General features: G+C 67.8%; 20 protein-coding genes. 15 read left to right on the plus strand and 5 right to left on the minus strand.

The features are described 5' to 3' along the window. Nucleotides 1-165 precede the first annotated feature (165 nt). From BHQ18_RS13225 to BHQ18_RS13265, 9 genes are all read left to right on the plus strand, one after another. The gene (locus BHQ18_RS13225) at nt 166-1,173 is read left to right on the plus strand and encodes an acyl-CoA dehydrogenase family protein (protein ID WP_069414157.1); all 1,008 of its coding nucleotides are present in this window, start codon (nt 166-168) and stop codon (nt 1,171-1,173) included. Then, nucleotides 1,157-2,332, plus strand: a complete 1,176-nt coding sequence (locus BHQ18_RS13230) for an acyl-CoA dehydrogenase family protein (protein ID WP_069414068.1) — start codon at nt 1,157-1,159, stop codon at nt 2,330-2,332. Before BHQ18_RS13225 ends, BHQ18_RS13230 begins: the two co-directional genes overlap by 17 nt. After that, nucleotides 2,332-3,111, plus strand: coding sequence for an enoyl-CoA hydratase/isomerase family protein (locus BHQ18_RS13235; protein ID WP_372516679.1), 780 nt, complete (start codon nt 2,332-2,334; stop codon nt 3,109-3,111). The genes BHQ18_RS13230 and BHQ18_RS13235 overlap by 1 nt, the downstream gene beginning before the upstream one ends. Nucleotides 3,112-3,132: 21 nt before the next feature. Then, the gene (locus BHQ18_RS13240; protein ID WP_069414070.1) at nt 3,133-4,431 is read left to right on the plus strand and encodes an acyl-CoA dehydrogenase family protein; all 1,299 of its coding nucleotides are present in this window, start codon (nt 3,133-3,135) and stop codon (nt 4,429-4,431) included. A 16-nt stretch (nt 4,432-4,447) separates the two neighbouring features. Beyond that, on the plus strand, nt 4,448-5,218 hold the full coding sequence (locus BHQ18_RS13245; RefSeq protein ID WP_069414071.1) for an SDR family NAD(P)-dependent oxidoreductase: 771 nt from the start codon (nt 4,448-4,450) through the stop codon (nt 5,216-5,218). 82 nt (nt 5,219-5,300) lie between these two features. Beyond that, nucleotides 5,301-6,428 (plus strand): LLM class flavin-dependent oxidoreductase, encoded by a 1,128-nt coding sequence (locus BHQ18_RS13250; protein ID WP_069414072.1) that lies wholly within the window; start codon nt 5,301-5,303, stop codon nt 6,426-6,428. Nucleotides 6,429-6,451: 23 nt separating this feature from the next. Next, the gene (locus tag BHQ18_RS13255) at nt 6,452-7,594 is read left to right on the plus strand and encodes a sulfotransferase family protein (protein ID WP_276046278.1); all 1,143 of its coding nucleotides are present in this window, start codon (nt 6,452-6,454) and stop codon (nt 7,592-7,594) included. A 1-nt stretch (nt 7,595) separates the two neighbouring features. Then, nucleotides 7,596-8,357, plus strand: a complete 762-nt coding sequence (locus BHQ18_RS13260) for a sugar phosphate isomerase/epimerase family protein (RefSeq protein ID WP_069414074.1) — start codon at nt 7,596-7,598, stop codon at nt 8,355-8,357. Nucleotides 8,358-8,366: 9 nt separating this feature from the next. After that, nucleotides 8,367-9,575 carry a DUF1214 domain-containing protein gene (locus tag BHQ18_RS13265; protein ID WP_069414075.1) on the plus strand — a complete coding sequence of 403 codons (1,209 nt, stop codon included), beginning with the start codon at nt 8,367-8,369 and terminating at the stop codon, nt 9,573-9,575. Between the two features lie 62 nt (nt 9,576-9,637). Here BHQ18_RS13265 and BHQ18_RS13270 read toward each other — a convergent pair whose 3' ends face one another. From BHQ18_RS13270 to BHQ18_RS13290, 5 genes are all read right to left on the minus strand, one after another. Beyond that, complete coding sequence (locus BHQ18_RS13270) at nt 9,638-10,075, minus strand: hypothetical protein (protein ID WP_372516676.1); 438 nt, start codon at nt 10,073-10,075, stop codon at nt 9,638-9,640. Nucleotides 10,076-10,151: 76 nt separating this feature from the next. Further along, nucleotides 10,152-11,516, minus strand: coding sequence for a cytochrome P450 (locus BHQ18_RS13275; protein ID WP_069414077.1), 1,365 nt, complete (start codon nt 11,514-11,516; stop codon nt 10,152-10,154). A 53-nt stretch (nt 11,517-11,569) separates the two neighbouring features. After that, nucleotides 11,570-11,761, minus strand: coding sequence for a ferredoxin (locus BHQ18_RS13280; RefSeq protein WP_069414078.1), 192 nt, complete (start codon nt 11,759-11,761; stop codon nt 11,570-11,572). A gap of 19 nt (nt 11,762-11,780) precedes the next feature. Then, the gene (locus BHQ18_RS13285) at nt 11,781-12,641 is read right to left on the minus strand and encodes a mycofactocin-coupled SDR family oxidoreductase (protein ID WP_069414079.1); all 861 of its coding nucleotides are present in this window, start codon (nt 12,639-12,641) and stop codon (nt 11,781-11,783) included. 42 nt (nt 12,642-12,683) lie between these two features. After that, nucleotides 12,684-13,382, minus strand: a complete 699-nt coding sequence (locus BHQ18_RS13290) for an SDR family NAD(P)-dependent oxidoreductase (RefSeq protein ID WP_069414080.1) — start codon at nt 13,380-13,382, stop codon at nt 12,684-12,686. 262 nt (nt 13,383-13,644) lie between these two features. On the opposite strand from BHQ18_RS13290, the gene BHQ18_RS13295 reads away from it, so the two are divergent. The 6 genes from BHQ18_RS13295 to BHQ18_RS13320 are packed head-to-tail and all read left to right on the plus strand — an operon-like array spanning nt 13,645 to nt 20,377. Then, entirely contained in the window at nt 13,645-15,141 is a 1,497-nt protein-coding gene (locus tag BHQ18_RS13295) for an aldehyde dehydrogenase family protein (protein ID WP_069414081.1), read from the plus strand. Next, nucleotides 15,141-16,349, plus strand: a complete 1,209-nt coding sequence (locus BHQ18_RS13300; protein ID WP_069414082.1) for a CaiB/BaiF CoA transferase family protein — start codon at nt 15,141-15,143, stop codon at nt 16,347-16,349. Before BHQ18_RS13295 ends, BHQ18_RS13300 begins: the two co-directional genes overlap by 1 nt. Before the next feature lie 17 nt (nt 16,350-16,366). Next, nucleotides 16,367-17,542, plus strand: a complete 1,176-nt coding sequence (locus tag BHQ18_RS13305; protein WP_069414083.1) for an OB-fold domain-containing protein — start codon at nt 16,367-16,369, stop codon at nt 17,540-17,542. Beyond that, on the plus strand, nt 17,539-18,708 hold the full coding sequence (locus tag BHQ18_RS13310; protein WP_069414084.1) for a thiolase C-terminal domain-containing protein: 1,170 nt from the start codon (nt 17,539-17,541) through the stop codon (nt 18,706-18,708). The genes BHQ18_RS13305 and BHQ18_RS13310 overlap by 4 nt, the downstream gene beginning before the upstream one ends. Next, on the plus strand, nt 18,695-19,507 hold the full coding sequence (locus BHQ18_RS13315) for an MlaE family ABC transporter permease (RefSeq protein WP_069414085.1): 813 nt from the start codon (nt 18,695-18,697) through the stop codon (nt 19,505-19,507). The genes BHQ18_RS13310 and BHQ18_RS13315 overlap by 14 nt, the downstream gene beginning before the upstream one ends. Before the next feature lie 12 nt (nt 19,508-19,519). Further along, nucleotides 19,520-20,377, plus strand: coding sequence for an MlaE family ABC transporter permease (locus tag BHQ18_RS13320; RefSeq protein WP_069414086.1), 858 nt, complete (start codon nt 19,520-19,522; stop codon nt 20,375-20,377). Nucleotides 20,378-20,379: the final 2 nt, after the last annotated feature.

Consider the following 20,379-nt stretch of genomic DNA (forward strand, 5'->3'; position numbering starts at 1 on the left):
TCTCAACGAAACGCTTACTTTTGCGCAGGTCAGGGTGTCTGCTGGTCATATGCACGACACGCCCGCACCGAAACGAGGTAGTCGAAAGGGGAGAATGCTTTCACCCGCATTGGAGAATGCTATTCTCACTCCGACGCGCTGCCCACTACCGTCCCGGGAGGCCTGGTGTTACTGGAGTTCGACGCCGATCAGCGACTCTGGCAGGAAACCGTGCGCGACGCGGTCACCAAACAGTGCCCGGCCTCGCTGATCCGCGGTATCGCCGAGAACGGGGTCGACCCGTCACCGCTGTGGAAGACCTACGTCGACGCGGGGTGGACCGAACTGGCCGACCCGGAGAACGCGGTCGAACTGGCGATCGTGCTCGAGGAACTGGGCCGCGCCACCGACCCGACACCGTTCCTCGCGACGCTGACCCAGTTCGCGCCGCTCATCGGTGCGGGCTTCGACCCCCAGCAGGCCGGTACCGCGGTCTACGGCGGGGTCTCCGCGTACCGGGACGCCGACGGCTGGCGGCTCAGCGGCACGGCCCGCTACGTGCTCGACGGTGACCGCGCCGAACGCCTGGCGGTGGTGACCGACGCCGGCGTGTTCGTCGTCGACGCCGACCAGGTCACCACGCGGCGCACCGCGGTCTTCGATCCGGTGCTGCACATCGCCGAGGTGTCGCTGCTCGATGTCCACCTACCCGACACCGCGCGGGTGAAGGCCGACGTCGAACGGGCCCGCCACGTCGCGCTGACCGGGATGGCGATCACCACCGTCGGCGCCTGCCAGCGCATCCTCGATTTGGTCATCGAGCACGTCAAACAACGTCAGCAGTTCGGGGTCGCGATCGGCTCGTTCCAGGCCGTCCAGCACAAGACCGTCGACATGCACGTGGCGACCGAGCGGGCCAGGGCGCTGGCGTACTTCGCCGCGTTGACCATCGCCGCCGACGACCCGCGGCGCCGGCTGGCCGCGGCCATGGCCAAGGCCTCGGCGGGGGAGGCGCAGGCGCTGGTGTTCCGGCACGGTCTGCAGCTGTTCGGCGCAATGGGTTTCACGTGGGAGAACGATCTGCAGTTCGCGCTCAAGCGGGCCAAGGCCGGGGAGCTGTTGCTCGGCGGCGCCGCCGAGCACCGCGCTGTCATCGCCGAGGAGTACAGGAGCAACGGTGCAGCTGACTTTTGATTCCGACGTCGAGGAGTTCCGCGCCGAGTTCGCGGCCTTCCTCGACGAGCACCTGCCGTCGGAGGCGCAGACGCTGGAGCGGCCCCGCTCGGTGTCGCACATGCCGCAGTGGGCCCGCGACTGGCAGCGGCTGCTGTTCGACAACGGATGGCTGCTGCCCGCGCAACCGCCGGAGTTCGGCGGCCGCAACGCGACCGTCGTGCAGCAGTTCGTCCACCTCGACGAACTGTGCCGCCGCCGCATCTACCACAGTTTCAATCCGCAGGGCGTCAACATCATCGCGGCCTCGCTGCTGACGTTCGGCTCCGACGAGCAGAAGCACCGGTGGGCGGTTCCCGTGCTCAAGGCCGAGATCACCGCGTCGCTGGGGATGAGTGAACCCAGCGCCGGATCGGATCTGGCGTCGCTGCGCACGCGCGCGGTCCTGGAGGGCAACGAGTTCGTCGTCAACGGCCAGAAGGTGTGGACCTCCGGCGCCCACGACGCCGACTACCTGCTGACGTTCGTGCGCACCGATCCCGACGCGCCCAAGCACAAGGGCATCAGCGCGTTGATCATCCCGACCGACACCCCGGGCGTGGTGTGCCGGCCGTTCGCCGACATGACCGGCGAGGAGAACCTCGACTTCAACGAGGTCTTCTTCACCGACGCGCGGGTGCCCGCCGAGAACCTCGTCGGACCGCTCAACGGCGGCTGGGGAGTGGCCAACGGTTCGCTCGGTCACGAGCGCACGATGATGTGGCTGGGCTTCGCCGACCGGATCGACAACATGATCGCCGACTTCACGCCGCGCACCGACCTCGAACGCGATCAGTACGCCACGACGATCATGGACTACCAGGCGCTGCGGGCGATGGGCTCGGCCGCGCTGGCGCGCGCTGCGCGCGGTGAGATGGACACCGCATCGGTGTCGGTGCTCAAACTGCTGGGATCCGAGGCCGAGCGGCAGGCGATGGAGAACGCGTTGACCGCCGCGGGGCCCGACGGCCTGGTGCACCCGTCGACATCGGGTCCGTACGCGCACATGAACCTCGACCACTACTTCGCGAGCTGGTTCGAGCGGTACGCGCGCAGCTTCGGCGGCACCATCGCCGGCGGCACCTCCGAGATCCAGCGCAACATCATCGCCACCCAGGTACTCGGCCTGCCGCGGCGCTGATCCCGGTGAGCGAGACCCTCGAGATCACCCGGCCGCAGCCGGCAGTGGTTGCGCTGCAACTGAATCGGCCGCGGCAGCTCAACGCGATCAACGAGGTGATGCGCGACGAACTCGTGCGGACCCTGGCCGAGATCGCCGCGGACACCTCCGTCGACGCGGTGATCCTGACCGGCGCCGGGCGCGGCTTCTGTTCCGGGCTCGACGTCCGCGCCTTCGGGCCCGGCATCCCGCCGGCGTCGGCTCCCGCGGTCGACCGGATGCGGTTCCAGGAGTCGATGGCCGCGCTGCCGCAGGCCATTCGGGCGCTACCGCAGCCGGTGATCGCGGCGGTCAACGGGCCGTGCGTCGGCGCCGGGCTGGCCCTGTGCCTGGCCGCCGACATCAGGATCTGCTCGGCCACAGCGACATTCGGCAACGCGGCGATCCTGCTCGGGCTCTCCGGCGCCGAGATGGGGATGAGCTACCACCTGCCCAGGATCGTGGGCACCAGCGTCGCCGCGGACTGGATGCTGACCGGGCGCACCGTGAGCGCCGAGGAAGCCGACCGCCGCGGTCTGGTCAGCGAGGTCGTCTCACCGGACGGACTGACCGAGCGCGCACACGAGATCGCCGCCACCATCGCGGGACTCTCCACGCTGGGTGTCCAGTTGACCAAACGCGCGCTGCAGGCGAACACCGACGCACCGGCACTGGAGGCAGCGATGGAGCTGGAGAACCGCAACCAGGTGCTCAGCCATGCCACCGACGACGCCGCCGACCGACGGCAGAAGTGGTCCTGAGCGCGGACGGAGGACCGGTAAGTGGGATGGGATTTCGCAACCGAACCCGAGTGGGCCGGGCAACTGGCGTGGGTGGAGGAGTTCGTCCGCGAGGAGTGCGAGCCCATCGACCTGATCGTCAAAGAATCGCACGACCTCAACGACCCGGTGCGCCAGGCGCTGATCCCGCCGCTACAGCAGATCGTCAAGGAGCGCGGCCTGTGGGCCACCCACCTGGGCCCGCACCTCGGCGGGCCGGGCTTCGGCCAGGTCAAGCTCGCGCTGCTCAACGAGATCCTCGGCCGCTCGGAATGCGCGCCGATCGTGTTCGGCTCCCAGGCGCCCGACTCCGGTAACAGCGAGATCCTCGCCCACTACGGCACCCCCGAACTCAAGCAGCGCTACCTGGAACCCCTGCTCGACAACCGCATCGTGTCGTGCTTTTCGATGACCGAGCCGCACGGCGGCGCCGACCCGAAAGTGTTCACCACCACCGCCACCGAAGACGGCGACCACTGGGTCATCAACGGCGAGAAGTGGTACTCGTCGTTCGCGTCGATGGCGTCGTTCATCATCGTGATGGCGATGACCGACCCGGATGCACCGCCCTATCAACGGTATTCGATGTTCGTGGTGCCGGGCGGCACGCCCGGCATCAACGTGCTGCGCGACGTCGGGCTCGGCTACCAGCCGCTCGGCGGCGGAGGGCGCGAAGGTTATGTCCGCTACGAGAACGTCCGCGTGCCCGCCGATCACATGCTCGGACCGCGCGGCGGCGCGTTCGTCGTCGCGCAGACCCGCCTCGGCGGCGGCCGCATCCACCACGCGATGCGCACCGTCGGCCTGGTGCGGCGGATCTTCGACATGCTCACCGAGCGCGCGGTATCGCGCTACACCCAGGGTTCGGTGCTGGCCGACAAGCAGATGGTCCAGGAGATGATCGCCGACTCGTGGATGGAGATCGAGGCGTTCCGGCTGCTGACCCTGCAGACGGCGTGGAAGATCGACAAGTACAACGACTACAAGGCGGTGCGCGCGGACATCTCCGCGGTCAAGGCGATGATGCAGAAGGTGCTGCACGACGTGTCCGCGCGGGCGCTGCAGTTGCACGGGTCGCTGGGCACCTCCCACGAGATGCCGTTCGTGCAGTACCTGACCGAGTCGTTCGTGCTCGGACTGGCCGACGGACCGACCGAGGTGCACAAGGTGACCTTGGCCCGGCTGCTGCTCAAAGACGTCGAACCGGCGCCCGACGTGTTCCCCTCGCAGCACCTGCTGCGGCTACGCGCCGCCGCCGAGGCCAAATTCGCCGACAAACTCGCGGGCATTCCGCGCAGCTGACACCGGGAGGCACACAATGTCGTGTGAGGGCAAGGTCGCGCTGGTGACCGGCAGCAGCCGCGGCCTCGGAAAGGCCATCGCCCAGCGGCTGGCGGCCGAGGGGGCGACGGTCGCGCTGACCGCCCGCACGGCCGAACCCGACCCGAAATACCAAGGCTCACTGCGCCAGACACGCGAAGAGATCGAAGCCGCAGGCGGAACCGCGATCGCCGTCGCGGCTGACCTGTCTGACAGCGCCGAGCGGGAGCGGCTCTTCGCCGAAGTGGTCGAGCGGGTCGGTGCACCCGACATCCTGGTCAACAACGCGGCGGTCACCTTCCTGCGCCCGCTTGACACGTTCCCCGAACGCCGGGTCCGGCTGATGATGGAGATGCACGTGGTGGCGCCGCTGCACCTGGTTCAGTTGGCGGTGCCGGCGATGCGGGAGCGCGGCCGGGGCTGGGTGCTGAACCTGACCTCCGTCGGCGGTGACCTGCCGCCGGGGCCGCCGTTCGCCGAGTTCGACCGCAGCGCCGGTTTCGGGATCTACGGCACCGTGAAGGCGGCGCTGAACCGGTTGACGAAAAGCCTTGCCGCCGAACTGTTCGACGACGGAATCGCGGTCAACGCCGCGGCGCCGTCCAACCCGGTCGCCACCCCCGGCGCGGGCAGCCTCGACCTGGCCAAGACCGACACCGAGGACATCGGGCTTATCACCGAGACCGCGTATCTGCTCTGCACCGGCGACCCGCGGGTGCTGACAGGGCGGATCGCCCACACCCAGCCCTTCCTCGCGGAGACGCCGTGACGCGCGAGTGTGGGGTTTTGTCACGCCAACCGGCGGTTCGGTGTGACGGTAACCCACGTTCGGCGCGCGAAGGGGTGTTCGAATGAGGGTGCAGCCGGCGGCGTACCTGCGCACCACGCTGCCGCTGGACCTTGCCGTGCTCGACGACCTCGACGGCGGCCGCTACCACTCGATCTGGTTGCCCGACCACATGGTCAGCTTCTGGCCGGACTCGATCTGGACGCCCGAATTCACCGATCTGGCAACGGTGTCCCCGTCGCCGCACCGGCACCTGGACGGGTTGGCGGTCGCCGCGGCCGCCGCCGTGCTCACCAAGAACGTCCCGCTCGCCACCAGCGTGGTCGACACCGTGCGCCGCCATCCGGCGCTGCTGGCGCAGAGCGCGCTCACCATCGACCACCTTTCCCGCGGACGGTTCATCCTCGGACTCGGCAGCGGCGAGACCGAGAACACCGTGCCGTACGGCTTCGACTTCTCCACGCCGGTCAGCCGTTTCGAGGAGGCGCTGCAGGTGATCCGGCTGCTGTGGGACAGCGACGGGCCGGTGGACTTCGACGGCCGCTTCTACCGCCTGCAGCACGCCCGCCTCGACACCGAGCCCTTCGACGGTCGCTTCCCGCCGATCTGGATCGGCGGCAGCGGGCCCCGCACCCTGGACATCGTGGGCCGCTACGCCGACGGGTGGTGGCCCACCGGGGCGTGGTCACCGGAGGACTACGCCGAAAAGCTCTCGGCTGTCCGTCATTCCGCCGACCAGGCCGGGCGCGACCCCTCGGCGATCACACCGTGCTTCATCCAGGTGTGCCTGGTGGGCCGCGACGACGCCGCGCTGGCCGAGATCCTCGACGCGCCGCTGGTCAAGTCGTTCCTGCTGCAGGTCTCCGCGCAGGCGCTGCGCAAGGCGGGCTTCGAGCACCCGATGGGGGAGAACTGGCGCGGGTACCAGGACATCGATCCCGCGGTGCTCACCCGCGACCGCATCGTCGACTTCCTCGACCGCGTCCAACCGGAGATGGTGCTGGCGATGGTCCCGCACGGGACGCCGAAACAGCTTGCGCGCGTCATCAAGGACTACGTCGACGCCGGCCTGCGTGTCCCCAAGATCATGGACTACGGGGCCATGGCCGGCCTGCGGTACAGCGCCCGGTCGGCGCAGAACGTACGGGAAGTCGAGGACGAGCTGATGGCCCTGTGCGGAGACATCCGGTGACCGCGCAGTTGGTGGCGCGCGACATGCTCGATCGCGCCGAGACCGAAACCGGACTGACCGACTACGGGGATCCGTCGCTGCCGGAACGGTTCTCCCTGGTCGTCGACCACCTCAACGCGGTCGGGATGGACGCCGACGGAAGACGGCGCGCCACCGAGACGTGCCACTGGCTGCTCACTTCCCGCCTGGAGTTCTTCGCCGACCGCGACCGCTATCCGCTGGCCGAGGAAGTGATCGAGCAGCCGATGTTCGTCACCGGCGAACCACGGTCGGGCACCACGCTGATGCACGCGCTGATGGCGGTGGACCCCGATGCCCGCGCGCTGCGGTTCTGGGAGGTGATGTACCCGTCGCCGCCGCCCGGCACGGTCGGCGGCGACGACCCGCGTCGCGCACGCGCCGACGACGATTGGCGTGAGATCAACACCAAGCTGCCGAAATGGCTGCACAGCCACCCGTACAACGACATGCTGGGCAACGGGCTGCCCGAGGACGAGCGGACCTGGGCCTTCGATTTCCGGGTACTCACCCCGACGGCGTGGTGGCGGGTGCCCATGCAGACCGTCGTCGGCGGTCTGCCCACCGACGCCGCCGCGCAGTACCGCATCCACAAAGCGATGCTGCAGCACCTGCAGTACCGTCGGCCACGGAAACGCTGGGTGCTCAAGGGGTTTCACGGGTTCCGGCTGCGGGAACTGTTCGACGCCTACCCGGACGCCACGCTGCTGTGGTTGCACCGCGACCCGGTCCAGGTCGCGGCGTCGCGCACGATGATGATGGCCGATATTCTCGAGGGCATCGTCGGTCCCGTCGACCTGCGGGCCGCCGCCAAGATGCACCTGGCGCTGACCCGCGAGAGCATCGCCAACACCATGACCAACCCACTGGTCGACGACCCCCGGATCCTGCACGTGCGCTACACCGACTTCGTCGGCGACCAGGTCGGCACCGTCGGCCGCTACTACGAGTTCCGCGGCCGAGAGCTCACCCCGCAGGCCGCGTCCGCGATGCGCGACTACCTCGCCGCCAACCCGGGCGACCGGCACGGCAAGTTCCGCTATTCCACCTCGCTGCTGACCGACATCGGCGAGGATCTGGACGCACTGCACGAGGAGTTCCGCCCGTTCCGTGAGCGGTTCGGCGTCCAGATCGAGAAGCGGGGATGACGTGACCGACGAGCGACTGTCGGTGCACAGCGTGACGTTCCTCGGTGAGCCGGTGCGCGATCAGCGCGAGCACTGGCGCGCACTCGGGGTGCGGCGCCTGAGCCTCATCGATGCGCAGCTGTCCGACGACGCTCTGCGGGAATCGGTTTCGGGCGGGGAGTGCTCGGTGGAATCCGTCTACCACCTGTTCGACACCCCCGATGCCCTGCTGCGGGTGATCGATGACGCCGCCGGGCTCGGCGCGCGGGTGGTCTACATGCTGACCGGCGGCCGGGCAAACCTCACATGGGAGCACGCGGCCGAGCGGTTCTGCGAGGCCGTGGCGCCGTGCGTGCGGGCCGCCGAGTCGGCGGGGGTCGCGCTGGCGATCGAGAACGCCTCGGCCCTGTACGCCGACATCCATATCGCGCACAGCCTGCGTGACACCATCACGCTGGCCGAGATGGCCGGGCTCGGGGTCTGCATCGACCTGTTCCACTGCTGGGCGGAAGCCGACCTGCCCGCGCGGACCCGGCGGGCGCTGCCCCGTACCGAGCTGATCCAGTTGAGCGACTACGTCCTCGGCGACCGGGCGCTGCCCGCCCGTGCGGTGCCGGGGGACGGCGCGATCCCGATCGAGGCGTTCGTCGCCTCGGTGCTCGCCGAGGGATATCGGCACGGGTTCGATCTGGAGCTGATCGGGCCGCGCATCGACGAGGAAGGCCGGTTCGAGGCGGCACGCCGGGCGTGCGCGGTGGTCTCGGCGATGCTCGACGACAGCTGAGGGAGTGCGATGGCGTTCGGAGACGGCCCCGATGACCCGGCTCTGAGATCGGCGTGGGATACGTTCTGCGACAGGCTCAAAGAGGCCGGCGAACGTGCCTTCAAGGATCACAACCCCACGTCGGGCGTGCATCGGGTTGACGGGCTGCGGTTCCTGACCCAGAACCTGGGCCAGGCGTTCGACCTCGCGCTGGAAACCCGCGACACCCGCTACCCGGCGATCCACACGTTCTGCCATCCCAGCCGCAAGCTGGGCGGTGACTGCGCTGACTTCCTCTATCAGCAGGCGTGGATCGACGGGTCCTCGAGGTATCGCGTCGTCGGCGACCGCGGCAGCGCCGCCTTCTTCAACGTCACGGTCCAGGGGCCGCGCCCGGCCGGCCCCGGCGTGCTGCACGAACCGTTCGGCGATGTGCCGCAAGCGAATCTGACCGGCGCGCAGCTGCAGACAGACGACGACGGCAGCTTCGAGATCTACGTCGGTGGACCGCGACAGGGACCGAACTGGCTACCCACCACCGCGGACTCGCGGAAGCTGTTCATCCGCCAGGGCTTCGACCGGTGGGACGAGCTGCCGGCGCGTATGCACATCGAGCGGCTCGACATGACCACCCCCAGACCGCTGCCCACCCCGACGGACATGACAGCGGCCATCGAGTGGGCGGGAGATTTCCTCACCACGATGATGGACGACTGGCCCGACTACCCGTTCACCTACGGCGGTGTCGACCCCGAGCGGGTCAACAGGTTCCCCGACGTCGAAACGACCGGCGCCGACGCGAAACGCGGTCGCGCAGCTGTCAACATGCACTGGCGACTCGCCCCCGACGAGGCGCTCATCGTCGAGTTCGATGCTCACGAGGGGTTGTGGATGCTGACGAACATGGGTGCGTTCTTCACCAGCATGGACTACCTGTACCGACCGGTCAGCTACACGCCGAGCCGCACCGCCGTCGACGCCGATGGCGCCGTGCGTCTGGTGCTCTCGCACGACGACCCCGGCTACCACAACTGGATCGACACCCAGGGCTTCGAGCGGGGGAATCTCACCTACCGGCACATGCTCGACGGTGAGCCCGCTCCGTTGCGCACCCGGTTGGTCAAGCGTGCCGAACTGGCCGACGCATTGCCGCCGGACACCGTGACCGTAACACCGCAGCAGCGCGTCGCGCAGATGTGGGAACGGTTCCACGGCGTTCGCCGCCGCTACGCCGGCTGACGACTTCTCGCCGGTTTCCCCTACACCGGGTTTGCTGCCTGCGAGACTCGAGGACGCTGACCTCAGAGCCGCTGCAGGGCGAAAGTCCAGAACTGCATGCCCGGTGGACCGTTGAAACACCCGACGTTGTAATGGGATTCGATGGTGCCGCCCAGTGACCTCTCGTCCCACGAATACGTCTCGCGAGTCGGCAGATTGTAGCCGGGGCAGCGCAGGCCGTCGGGGACGTCGACGGTCATGGTGTAGCGCCCGTCCACGAGCTGGGCGGCCCCTTCGTAGTACGCGTAGAACTTCAGTCGGGGCCGCGCGCTGACGTACACGCAGTCGGGCTGCTTGTCCGGAAAACAGTTGGTGACGAACCACACCCACGACGCGCGGTCGTAGCGGTTTGTGAGCAGGTCGTAGTTGCCCAGGTTCATCATCGCGCCCGCGGGCGCCGGCGCGCCGAGCCCGCCGGCCAGCACGAGTGCGGCCACCACGGCGGTGAGCCTGGTGAGCACGGTCCGCATCATTCCGGCCCTTCCTGTCGCGTACCGACTGCCATCAAAACACTCCCCGCCCCTGTTACGTCGTCGATCAGTCGATGACGGCGGTTTCCTTGCGTTCGGTGATCGGGCGGGCCAGCTCCTGCTCGTCGCAGATCCGCTGCAACTTGTCCAACGTCTCGTCGAGCCCCGGCCCCAGCGGTTCGCTCGGGGTGAACGTCGCGGGCAGGTTGCGCATGCCCTGGATCACGCCGATGGTGTCGTAGTGCACGGCGCCCTCGGGGTCGCAGACGTAGTCGGGCATCCGGTCCAGCACCGCGGTCAGCATCGACTTGAACACCGTGCGCGCGACGTTGGAGCCGACGCAGCGGTGCACACCGATCCCGAAGCTGAAGTGCCGGTTGCCCTTCCGGTCCATGACGATCTCGTTGGGCTTCTCGAACACCGACGGGTCCCGGTTGGCCATCGCCCAGGACAACCAGAGCCGCTCGTACTTCTTGAACTGCTGGCCCTCGACCTCGACGTCCTCGGAGAACGTGCGGCCGTCGCCGGGTGCGGGGGTGAAGAACCGCAGGAACTCCTCGGTGGCCGGATGCAGCAGCGTGTCACGGTCGCGGCTGAGGCGTTCCCGTTCGTCGGGATGCTCGCCGAGCCATTCCAGCGCGTGCGCGGTCAGCGCCGTGGTGGTGTCGAACCCGCCGCCGATGATCAGACCCAGGTTGCCCAGGATCTCCATGTCCGGGGCCGGCTCGCCGTCGATCCGCAACTGCAGCAGGGCATTGACCAGGCCGGGGCGCGGGTTCTCCCGGATCTCCATCATGTTGTTGATCAGATCGATGCCCATCTCGCGATGCTGCTCGTTGATCTTCTCGCGCTCTGGCGCGTGCTCGGGGGTATAGACCGAGGCATGCGTGGGTTCGCTGTAGACGTTCCACTTCTTGAGCTCGATGCCCATCATCGCCAGCGTGAACACCGCGGGCACCACGTTCGCCAGATGCTCGACGAAATCGATGCGCCCCGAAGCGATGTGTTCGTCGAGTGCGGCGCGGGTGATCTCGTTGACGAACGGTTCCCAGCGTTTGATGGCGGCCGGCGACAGATACGGGTTGAGCGCTCCGCGGTAGGCGCTGTGCTCAGGCTCGTCCATCTCGAGGATGCCGCCGCGGACCACGGTGGCGCGACTCGCCTTCGGGATCGTGATGCCCTGGAATGGCGTCTCACCGGTGATGTCGTGGTGGTTGGACACCGCCGGGCAGCGCGCCAGTTCGAACACGTGCTTGCTGTCGGCGGCGACCCAGTGCCCGTTGTACGTGTCCGTCCACGCTATCGGGCACCGGGACTGCATCTCCTCGGTGATCTTCTCGAACTGCAACCGGTACTCGGGGGTGTGCCGGTCGAAGTGATACCGGTTCTTCTTGCGGTCGTCGTCGGTCGCGACATCGCTTTCGATGGTCACGGCTGTCTCCTAATCGATTTCGGCGGCCTCAAAGCCCGGCAGCTAGCCCGGCGTCATTCGATGACGATGGCCTGTTCGGGGCATGAGTGGGCGGCCTCGCGGACCGCGTCCTCCTGGTCGGGAGGCACCACTTCATTGACCGGCGACGCGTGGCCGTCGACATCGTCGAGCTCGAACGAATCCGGCGCGATCATGGCGCACAGGGTGTGCCCCTGGCAGCGTGTTCCGTCAACCGAAACTTTCACTGTCGCAATTCCTTCCGCTCTAGTTGTGGTAGTCGTACCACTTCAGGTAGCCGCCGGCGTCGACACGCAGCTGAGCGCCGGTGACGAACCGCGCCTCGTCGGAGGCCAGCCACAGCACCGCGTTGCTGATGTCCTCGGGTTCCACCCACGGCACCTTCATGGCCTGCTGCACGTAGAACACCGGCTCGGCGTCCTTGAGCTCCGGCTTCTCCAGGTCGGGGCGGAAGGAGCGGTACATGGGCTCGCTCTGCAGCATGTTGGTGTTGCAGTTGGTCGGATGCACGACGTTGGCGCGGATGCCGCGGGGCGCAAGCTCGGTCGCGAGGTCGTGCACGAACGCCGACAGGGCTCGCTTGGAGTGGACGTAGGCCATGCCGCCGGGGTCGTTGCCGGGATTGTCCTTCTGATGGGTGTCCATCAGCGCCGCGGTGGAGCCCGTCGCGATGATCGACGCGCCCTCCTTCAGATGCAGCAGCGAGACCTGGATGGCGTTGATGGTGCCGATCAGGTTGGTGTTGATCACGTCGATCCACGCCTGCAGGGGCGGTTGACCTTTCATGCCGGCCACCCCGGCCTGCGCGACCACGATGTCGAGCCCGCCGAGCTGGCTGATGCCGTCCTCGAGCGCGGCTTTCAGCTGCGACGCCTCACGCACGTCGGCCTTCGCGGTGACCACGCGCTGGCCGGTCTTCTCGATGAAGGCGGCGGTCTCTTCGAGATCCTGCGGTGTGGCCATCGGGTAGCCGATGGTGTCGATGTTCTCGCAGAGGTCGACGGCGATGATGTCGGCGCCCTCCTCGGCCAGCCGCAGCGCGTGGCTGCGTCCCTGCCCGCGCGCCGCGCCGGTGACGAATGCGACCTTGCCTTGTACGCGTCCCACTGAAAATCCTTTCCTCACACTCGCGATGACACTCGAATCCGATTAGGTGTTTCGGCCGCCGTTGACGCCGAGAATCTGCCCGGTGATGTATCCGGCTTCCTCGGAGACCAGGAACGCGCACGCTGCCGCGATGTCCTCGGGTCTGCCGATGCGCCGCACCGGCGTCGAGTCGATGCTCTGCTGGACGGCGAGGTAGCCGCGTTCTTCGGACTTGCGCAGCATCGGGGTGTCGATGAAACCGGGTGGCACCGCGTTGACCGTGATGCCGCTGGGGCCGTACTCGAGCGCGAGCGATTTGGTGAGGCCGTTGACCGCGGACTTCGCGGCCACGTACGACGACATGAACGGCTGCCCGGAGTGGGTGCTCGACGACGAGATGTTCACGATGCGGCCCCAGCCGGCCTCGACCATGTCGGGCAGGACCGTCTGGATGCAGTGGAAGACGCCGTTGAGGTTGACGTCGATGATGCGCTGCCAGTCCTCGAACTTCAGATCGGCGAACCGCTTGAACTTCTCCTGGCCCGCGGCGTTGACCAGAACGGTGACCGGACCGAGCTGGCTGCGGATCGCCGCGAACGCCGCTTCCACTGCGGCGCGGTCGGTCACGTCGGCGGTGTGGGCGAACTCGTCATCCGACGAGGCGATGTCGATGGTGGCGACGTGCATGCCGTCGGCGCGCAGACGCTGCGCGACGGCCAGCCCAATGCCGGAACCACCTCCGGTGACGACGGCGTTCTTCATTGCTGCAGCAGGCCTCCACCTATCAAGAATCGTCCTTCCGATTATGAGAACCGTACTCTCGTGCGTCGTAATTCCGCAAGACAGCATGGGCCTGCGGTTCGCACGAATGAGACGATCGACGGACGATTGTCGCACCGTTATTCGCAGGCAGTGGCGATTCGGCGCATTTTCTTGAGTTCTCTTGAGGCGAATGTATGATTCGCCGGGGATGAGAATGAAGTTTCCATCACAGGGCGACTCTTGCCCGCGGCTGAGGAGGAAGATGCAGGACGCGACCACCATCTCGAGCGAGGAAGCCCCACCCGCCGCCACCCCCTCGAGCGTGGATCGCCGGCTGCTGATCGACGGTCGGTTGATCGAGACCGCTCGCACGTTCCCGTCGCGCAACCCCGCCACCGGCGAGGTGCTCGGGTACGCGCCCGACGCGACGGTCGATGATGCGCTCGCGGCGGTGGCCGCCGCCCGCCGGGCGTTCGACGAGACCGATTGGTCGACCAACTCCGAGCTGCGAATCCGCTGCCTCGAACAGTTCCACCGCGCGCTCGTCGAGCACCGCGACGAACTGGCCGCCCTGACCATCGCCGAAGTCGGCGCCACCGAGGCGCTCTGCCAGGGCGCCCAACTCGACCAGCCGATCGAGATCGTGCGCTACTACGCCGAACTGCTGAAGACCTATCCGATGACCGAAGACCTCGGCAACATCGAGAGCCGCGGGATGCAGCACCACCGCTGGGTGGAGAAAGAGGCCGGCGGGGTGGTCGCGGCGATCATCGCCTACAACTACCCCAACCAGTTGGCGCTGGCGAAGCTGGCGCCCGCACTGGCGGCCGGATGCACGGTGATCCTCAAGTCCGCGCCCGACACCCCGCTGATCACGCTCGCGATCGGGGAGCTGATCGCCAACCACACCGACATCCCGGCGGGGGTGGTCAACGTGCTCAGCGGCGCCGACCCGGAAGTGGGCGCCGCGCTGACCACCAGCGCCGACGTCGACATGGTGACGTTCACCGGGTCCACGCCGACCGGCAGGCGGATCATGGCCGCGGCCAGCGAGACCCTCAAGAAGGTCTTCCTGGAACTGGGCGGCAAGTCCGCGGCGATCGTGCTCGACGACGCCGACTTCAACATGGCCGCGCTGTTCAGCGCGTTCTCCATGGTCACCCACGCCGGCCAGGGTTGTGCGCTGACGTCACGGCTGCTGGTCCCGCGCAGCCACCACGACCAGATCGTCGAACTGGTCAAGAACAACTTCGGCCTTGTGCGCTACGGCGACCCCGCCGACCCCGGCACCTACATGGGTCCGCTGATCAGCGACAAGCAGCGCGACAAGGTCGACGGCATGGTCAAGCGCGCGGTCGAGGCGGGGGCCACCCTGGTCACCGGCGGCGAGAAGGTCGACCCCGGCTACTTCTATACGCCGACCCTGCTGACCGACGTCGACCCCGACAGCGAGATCGCCCAGGAAGAGGTGTTCGGGCCGGTGCTGGTCGTGATCGCCTACGACGATGACGACGACGCGGTGCGGATCGCCAACAACTCGATCTACGGCCTGTCCGGCGCAGTGTTCGGCAGCCAGGACCGCGCGCTGGCGGTCGCGCGGCGCATCCGCACCGGCACCTTCTCGATCAACGGCGGCAACTACTTCAGCCCCGACAGTCCGTTCGGCGGTTACAAGCAGTCCGGCATCGGCCGGGAGATGGGGATCGCGGGGCTCGAGGAGTTCCTGGAGTCGAAAACCTTTGCAACGGTGGTGAGCTGATGAGTGGTCCGTTGGACGGCATCCGCGTCCTCGAGGTGGCGATGTACGGCTTCGTGCCGTCGGCCGGTGCGGTGTTGCGCGAGTGGGGCGCCGACGTCATCAAGGTCGAACACGCGGTGACCGGCGACCCGCAGCGCGGGTTGCGCCAGACCGGGTTGCTGCGCGTCGAGGGCGACCCGAACCCGAACATCGAACACGCCAACCGGGGCAAACGCAGCATCGGCCTGGACATGTCGGTGCCCGAGGGGCGCGAGATACTGATGGTGTTGGCAAAAAAGGCCGACGTGTTCCTGACCAGCTTCCTGCCCGGACACCGGCAGCGGTTCGGCATCGACGTCGACGACATCCGCGCGGTGAACCCGAACATCATCTACGCCAGGGGCAGCGCCCTGGGCCCCCGCGGCGAGGAGTCGGTCAAGGGCGGTTACGACATGACCGCGTTCTGGTGCCGGGCCGGCACCGCGGCGACGATCACGCCGCCGGGCACCCCGGGCATGGTCGGCCCGCCCGGACCGGCCTACGGCGACACCATCTCCGGCACCAACCTCGCCGGCGGCATCGCGGCCGCGCTGCTGAAACGGGAGCGCACCGGCGAGGCGTCGGTGGTCGACGTCTCGCTGCTCGGCAGCGGATTGTGGTCGCTCGGTCACACGGTGGCGCTGACCAAGCACCTGGGTCAGCGGATGGAGGCGTTCCCGCCGGGTGTGCACGGATCGCCGATCAACCCGCTCGTCGGGCTGTATCCGACCGCCGACGACCGCTACATCTCGTTCGTGATGATGCAGCCGACCAAGTTCTGGGCCGACGTGTGCCAGCACATGGGACTCGACGAACTCGTCGACGACCCGCGGTTCGCGACCGCTGAGTCGATCGCCGAGAACACCGAGACGGCCGCGGAGATCCTCAAGGAGACCATGGCCAAGCGTCCGCTCGCCGAGTGGAGCGAACGGTTCGCGACGCTGCTGGGCCCGTGGGCGCCGGTGCAGGACACGCTGCAGGCGGCCGAGGACGCCCAGATCCGGGCCAACGAGTACCTCGTGCAGGCCGGTGAACTCGAACTGGTCGCGAATCCGGTGCAGTTCGACGTCAGCGCGCCGCAAACCGGTCCGGCCCCCGGGTTTGCCGAGCAAACTGACGAAATCCTGACCGAACTCGGCTTGGATTGGGACCGCATCATCGAGCTCAAGACGGCCGGCGCCGTCACCTGATTCGGAGAAGAATCCCCATGCCCTACGTCGCATCGATCGGCACGTACCTGCCGTGCTGGGGTGCGCCCCGGCATCGCGTGCCGGGTGACGACGAGGACGCGATCACGCTCGCGGTCGAAGCCGGCCGTGCCGCGCTGGTCGCCAGCGGGGCGGTGGAACGGGTGGTCCTGGTCAGCCGCGACCTGCCGCTGCTCGACAGCAGCAACGCCGCGGTGCTGCTGGCCGGCCTGGGACTCGACCCGGAACTGGAGGTCGACGAGCGGCTCGGCGGTGCGCCCGCCACGCTGGACGCGGTCAGCTCGGCGCGTCCGCGGACCCTGATCATCGGGACCGATCTCGACCCGGCTGGGGCGGCGGCGATCCTGACCGCCGAACGCGGGCTGCAGGTCCGCACCGCCGCGCGGGTGGCACGCAGCCTGCCGGTGCGGACCCGCAAATCGACCGGCGACGTGCATGACTACGGCGACCCGCGGCTGCTGCACGAGCGCGGGCTGATCGCCTCGCTGGAGGCGGCGTGGCTGGACACCCCGGTGGCGGTGGCCGGCGTCGACCACGCGCGCGCCGCCGAACTCACGATCGGCGATCCGCCGGCGCTGCCGACCACCGGTGCGAGCTCGAGTCTGTTCGCGCTGGCCGGGATGGCCGAGCGGCAGACGACGGGTCCGCTGGTGGCGGTCGAACAGGCCAGCCTGTCCGGGCTCAGCGTCACCGGCGGGACGGCCGAGCTGCACCGGCGCGAGCCCGCCGCCCGGCCGCAGCCGCGGGGCGACTACGTGGCCGACGCCGAGATCCCGATCTCGCTGGCCGCCTACGAGCGGGCGTTCGAGGCGAAAGTGCGTTGGGAGGCCGGACGATTCGCCGACTCCGGGGACCTGGACTTCCCGCCGCGCTACCGCCTCGCCGACAACGGCGCACTGTCCACCTGCTACGAACTGATCCCCCTGCCGCGCACCGCAACCGTCTACACCGAGACGACGGTGCACATGCCGGTGCCCGGTCTGCGCACCCCGTACTCACTGGTGATCGTCGAACTCGACGGTGTGGGCGTGCGCGCGCTGGTCAAGGTGACCGGCGCGGAGCCGGGCAGCGTCGACATCGGCACCAGGGGCCGACTGGCCCTACGGCGGGTCGCGGTGCGCTCCGGGGTTCCGGACTACGGCTACATGTTCGAACCCGAGACGGTGGCCGCGTGAGACGCGTCGCCGTCGTCGGCGCCGGGATGACTGCGTTCGGGGAACATTTCGCGCTCGGCCTCAAAGACCTGTTGCCGATCGCGTTCTCCGAATGCGCGGCCAGCGTGGACAAGGGGCTGCTCAAAACCGATCTGCAGGCCGCCTGGTTTGGTGCGATGGGCACCGCCGACGGATTCCCGGCCGGCATCCTCGCCGACTCGCTGGGCCTGCCCGACCTTCCCGTGACACGGGTCGAGAACTCGTGTGCCACAGGCAACGACGCGATCCGCAATGCCCTGTTCGGGGTGGCCTCCGGCGCGTTCGACGTCGCACTGGTGGTGGGCGCCGACAAGCTGCGGGACACCACGTCGCGCAACATGCTGTGGGAGTGGGAGGCGATGGCCCGCGACATGGCCTGGGACTACCCGCTGGGGGTGGTTTCACCGGCCGGATTCGCCTTGCATGTGCGGCGGTACCTGCACGAATCGCCCGCTACCCGTGAGCACCTTGCGATGATCGCGGTCAAAAACCACCGGCACGGCGTGAACAATCCCAAAGCCCGCTTGCGCTTCGAGATCACGGTCGAACAGGCCCTCGCGGCGCCGATCGTGGTCACCCCGTTCGGGCTTTACGACTGCGCGCCCCAGAGCGACGGGGCCGCCGCGTTGGTGCTGGCCGCCGAAGACGCCGTCGACCGGTTCACCGACCGGCCGGTCTGGATCCGCGGTGTGGGTCTGGGCCTGGACTCGGTGATGCATCAGCACAAGGCCGACATGACGACGATGCCGGCCACGACGCGCGCCGCCAAGCAGGCCTTCGCGATGGCCGGAATGACGCCGTCGGACGTCGATGTCGCCGAAGTTCACGATTTCTTCACAGGCATCGAGTTGATCAGTTATGAAGATCTCGGATTCGCCGAGCGGTTCGGGGGCCACAAACTCGTCGAAGCGGAAGTCACGACTATCGGCGGGGGGCTGCCCGTGAACCCGAGTGGCGGTTTGAAGGCCAAGGGGCATCCGCCGGGCGCCACCGGCGTCGCACAATGCGTCGAACTGTTCGCCCAACTGCGCGGTGAAGCCGTCAACCAGGTGGACGGCGCGCGGATTGGCCTGGCGCACAATATCGGAGGACCGACAGCAGTGTCGGCAGTCACCATCCTGGAGGGAGTCGGCAATGGCGCAAGCTAGCGGACCGGAGCGGTGGTCGGCTGGGCTTCCGCCGTTGCGGAATCTGGCGGGTCCGATGCAGGCGGTCGGGGCGTTGTTCGCGATGTCTGCTGATGCGGTGCGGTATGTGTTCGTGCGCCCGTTTCAGTGGCGGGAGTTCTTGGAGCAGTGCTGGTTCATTGCTCGGGTGTCGTTGGCGCCGACGTTGTTGGTGGCGATCCCGTTCACGGTGTTGGTGTCGTTCACGCTCAATATCTTGTTGCGGGAGTTGGGTGCTGCGGATCTGTCGGGGGCGGGGGCGGCGTTTGGTGCGGTCACCCAGGTGGGTCCGATCGTGACGGTGTTGATCGTGGCCGGGGCTGGGGCGACGGCGATGTGTGCGGATCTGGGGTCGCGCACGATCCGTGAGGAGATCGACGCGATGGAGGTGCTGGGGATCAACCCGGTGCAGCGGTTGGTGACCCCGCGGATGTTGGCCTCGGGTCTGGTGGCGTTGTTGCTCAACAGTTTGGTGGTGATCATCGGGATTTTGGGTGGTTATACGTTTTCGGTGTTCATTCAGGATGTGAATCCGGGGGCGTTCGCGGCGGGGATCACGTTGTTGACCGGGGTGCCCGAGGTGGTGATCTCGTGTGTGAAGGCGGCGTTGTTCGGGTTGATCGCGGGGTTGGTGGCCTGTTTTCGGGGGTTGACGATTTCTGGTGGTGGGGCCAAGGCGGTGGGTAACGCGGTCAACGAGACGGTGGTGTACGCGTTCATGGCGTTGTTCGTGATCAACGTGGTCGTCACCGCGATCGGTATCCGGATGACGGCGGGATAACGGGGAGCGACCATGGGAACTCTGGCAGTCCTGCGCAGCACCTACCCGCGGTTGACGCGGGGTGCACGCCGACCGGTCGATCTGCTCAGCCGGATCGGCGACCACATGCTGTTCTACCTGCGGGCGTTGGCGGGGGTGCCGCATGCGGCGATGCATTTCCGCAAGGAGATCGTGCGGTTGATCGCCGAGATCTCCATGGGTGCGGGCACGTTGGCGATGATCGGTGGCACGGTCGCGATCGTCGGGTTCTTGACGTTGGCGGCCGGTGGCACGTTGGCGGTGCAGGGGTATTCGTCGCTCGGTGACATCGGGATCGAGGCGCTGACCGGGTTTTTGGCGGCGTTCATCAACGTGCGGATCGCCGCGCCGGTGGTGGCCGGGATCGGGTTGGCCGCGACCTTCGGTGCCGGGGTGACCGCGCAGCTGGGCGCGATGCGCATCAACGAGGAGATCGACGCGCTGGAATCCATGGCGATTAGGCCGGTGGAGTATCTGGTGTCCACGCGCATCGTGGCCGGGATGGTGGCGATCACCCCGCTGTATTCGATCGCGGTGATCTTGTCGTTCGTGGCGTCGCAGTTCACCACGGTGGTGTTGTTCGGCCAATCCGGTGGCCTGTATGACCACTACTTCGACACCTTCTTGAACCCGATCGACCTGTTGTGGTCGTTCCTGCAGGCGGTGCTGATGGCGATCACGATCCTGTTGATCCACACCTACTTCGGCTACTTCGCCTCCGGCGGACCGTCCGGGGTCGGGGTCGCGGTCGGCAACGCGGTGCGCACCTCCCTGGTCGTCGTCGTGTCGGTCACCCTGCTGGTGTCACTGTCGATCTACGGCTCCAACGGCAACTTCAACCTCTCGGGATAAGG

Origin of the sequence: Mycolicibacterium flavescens (assembly GCF_001722335.1) — a bacterium.
Taxonomy (GTDB): Bacteria; Actinomycetota; Actinomycetes; order Mycobacteriales; family Mycobacteriaceae; genus Mycobacterium; species Mycobacterium flavescens.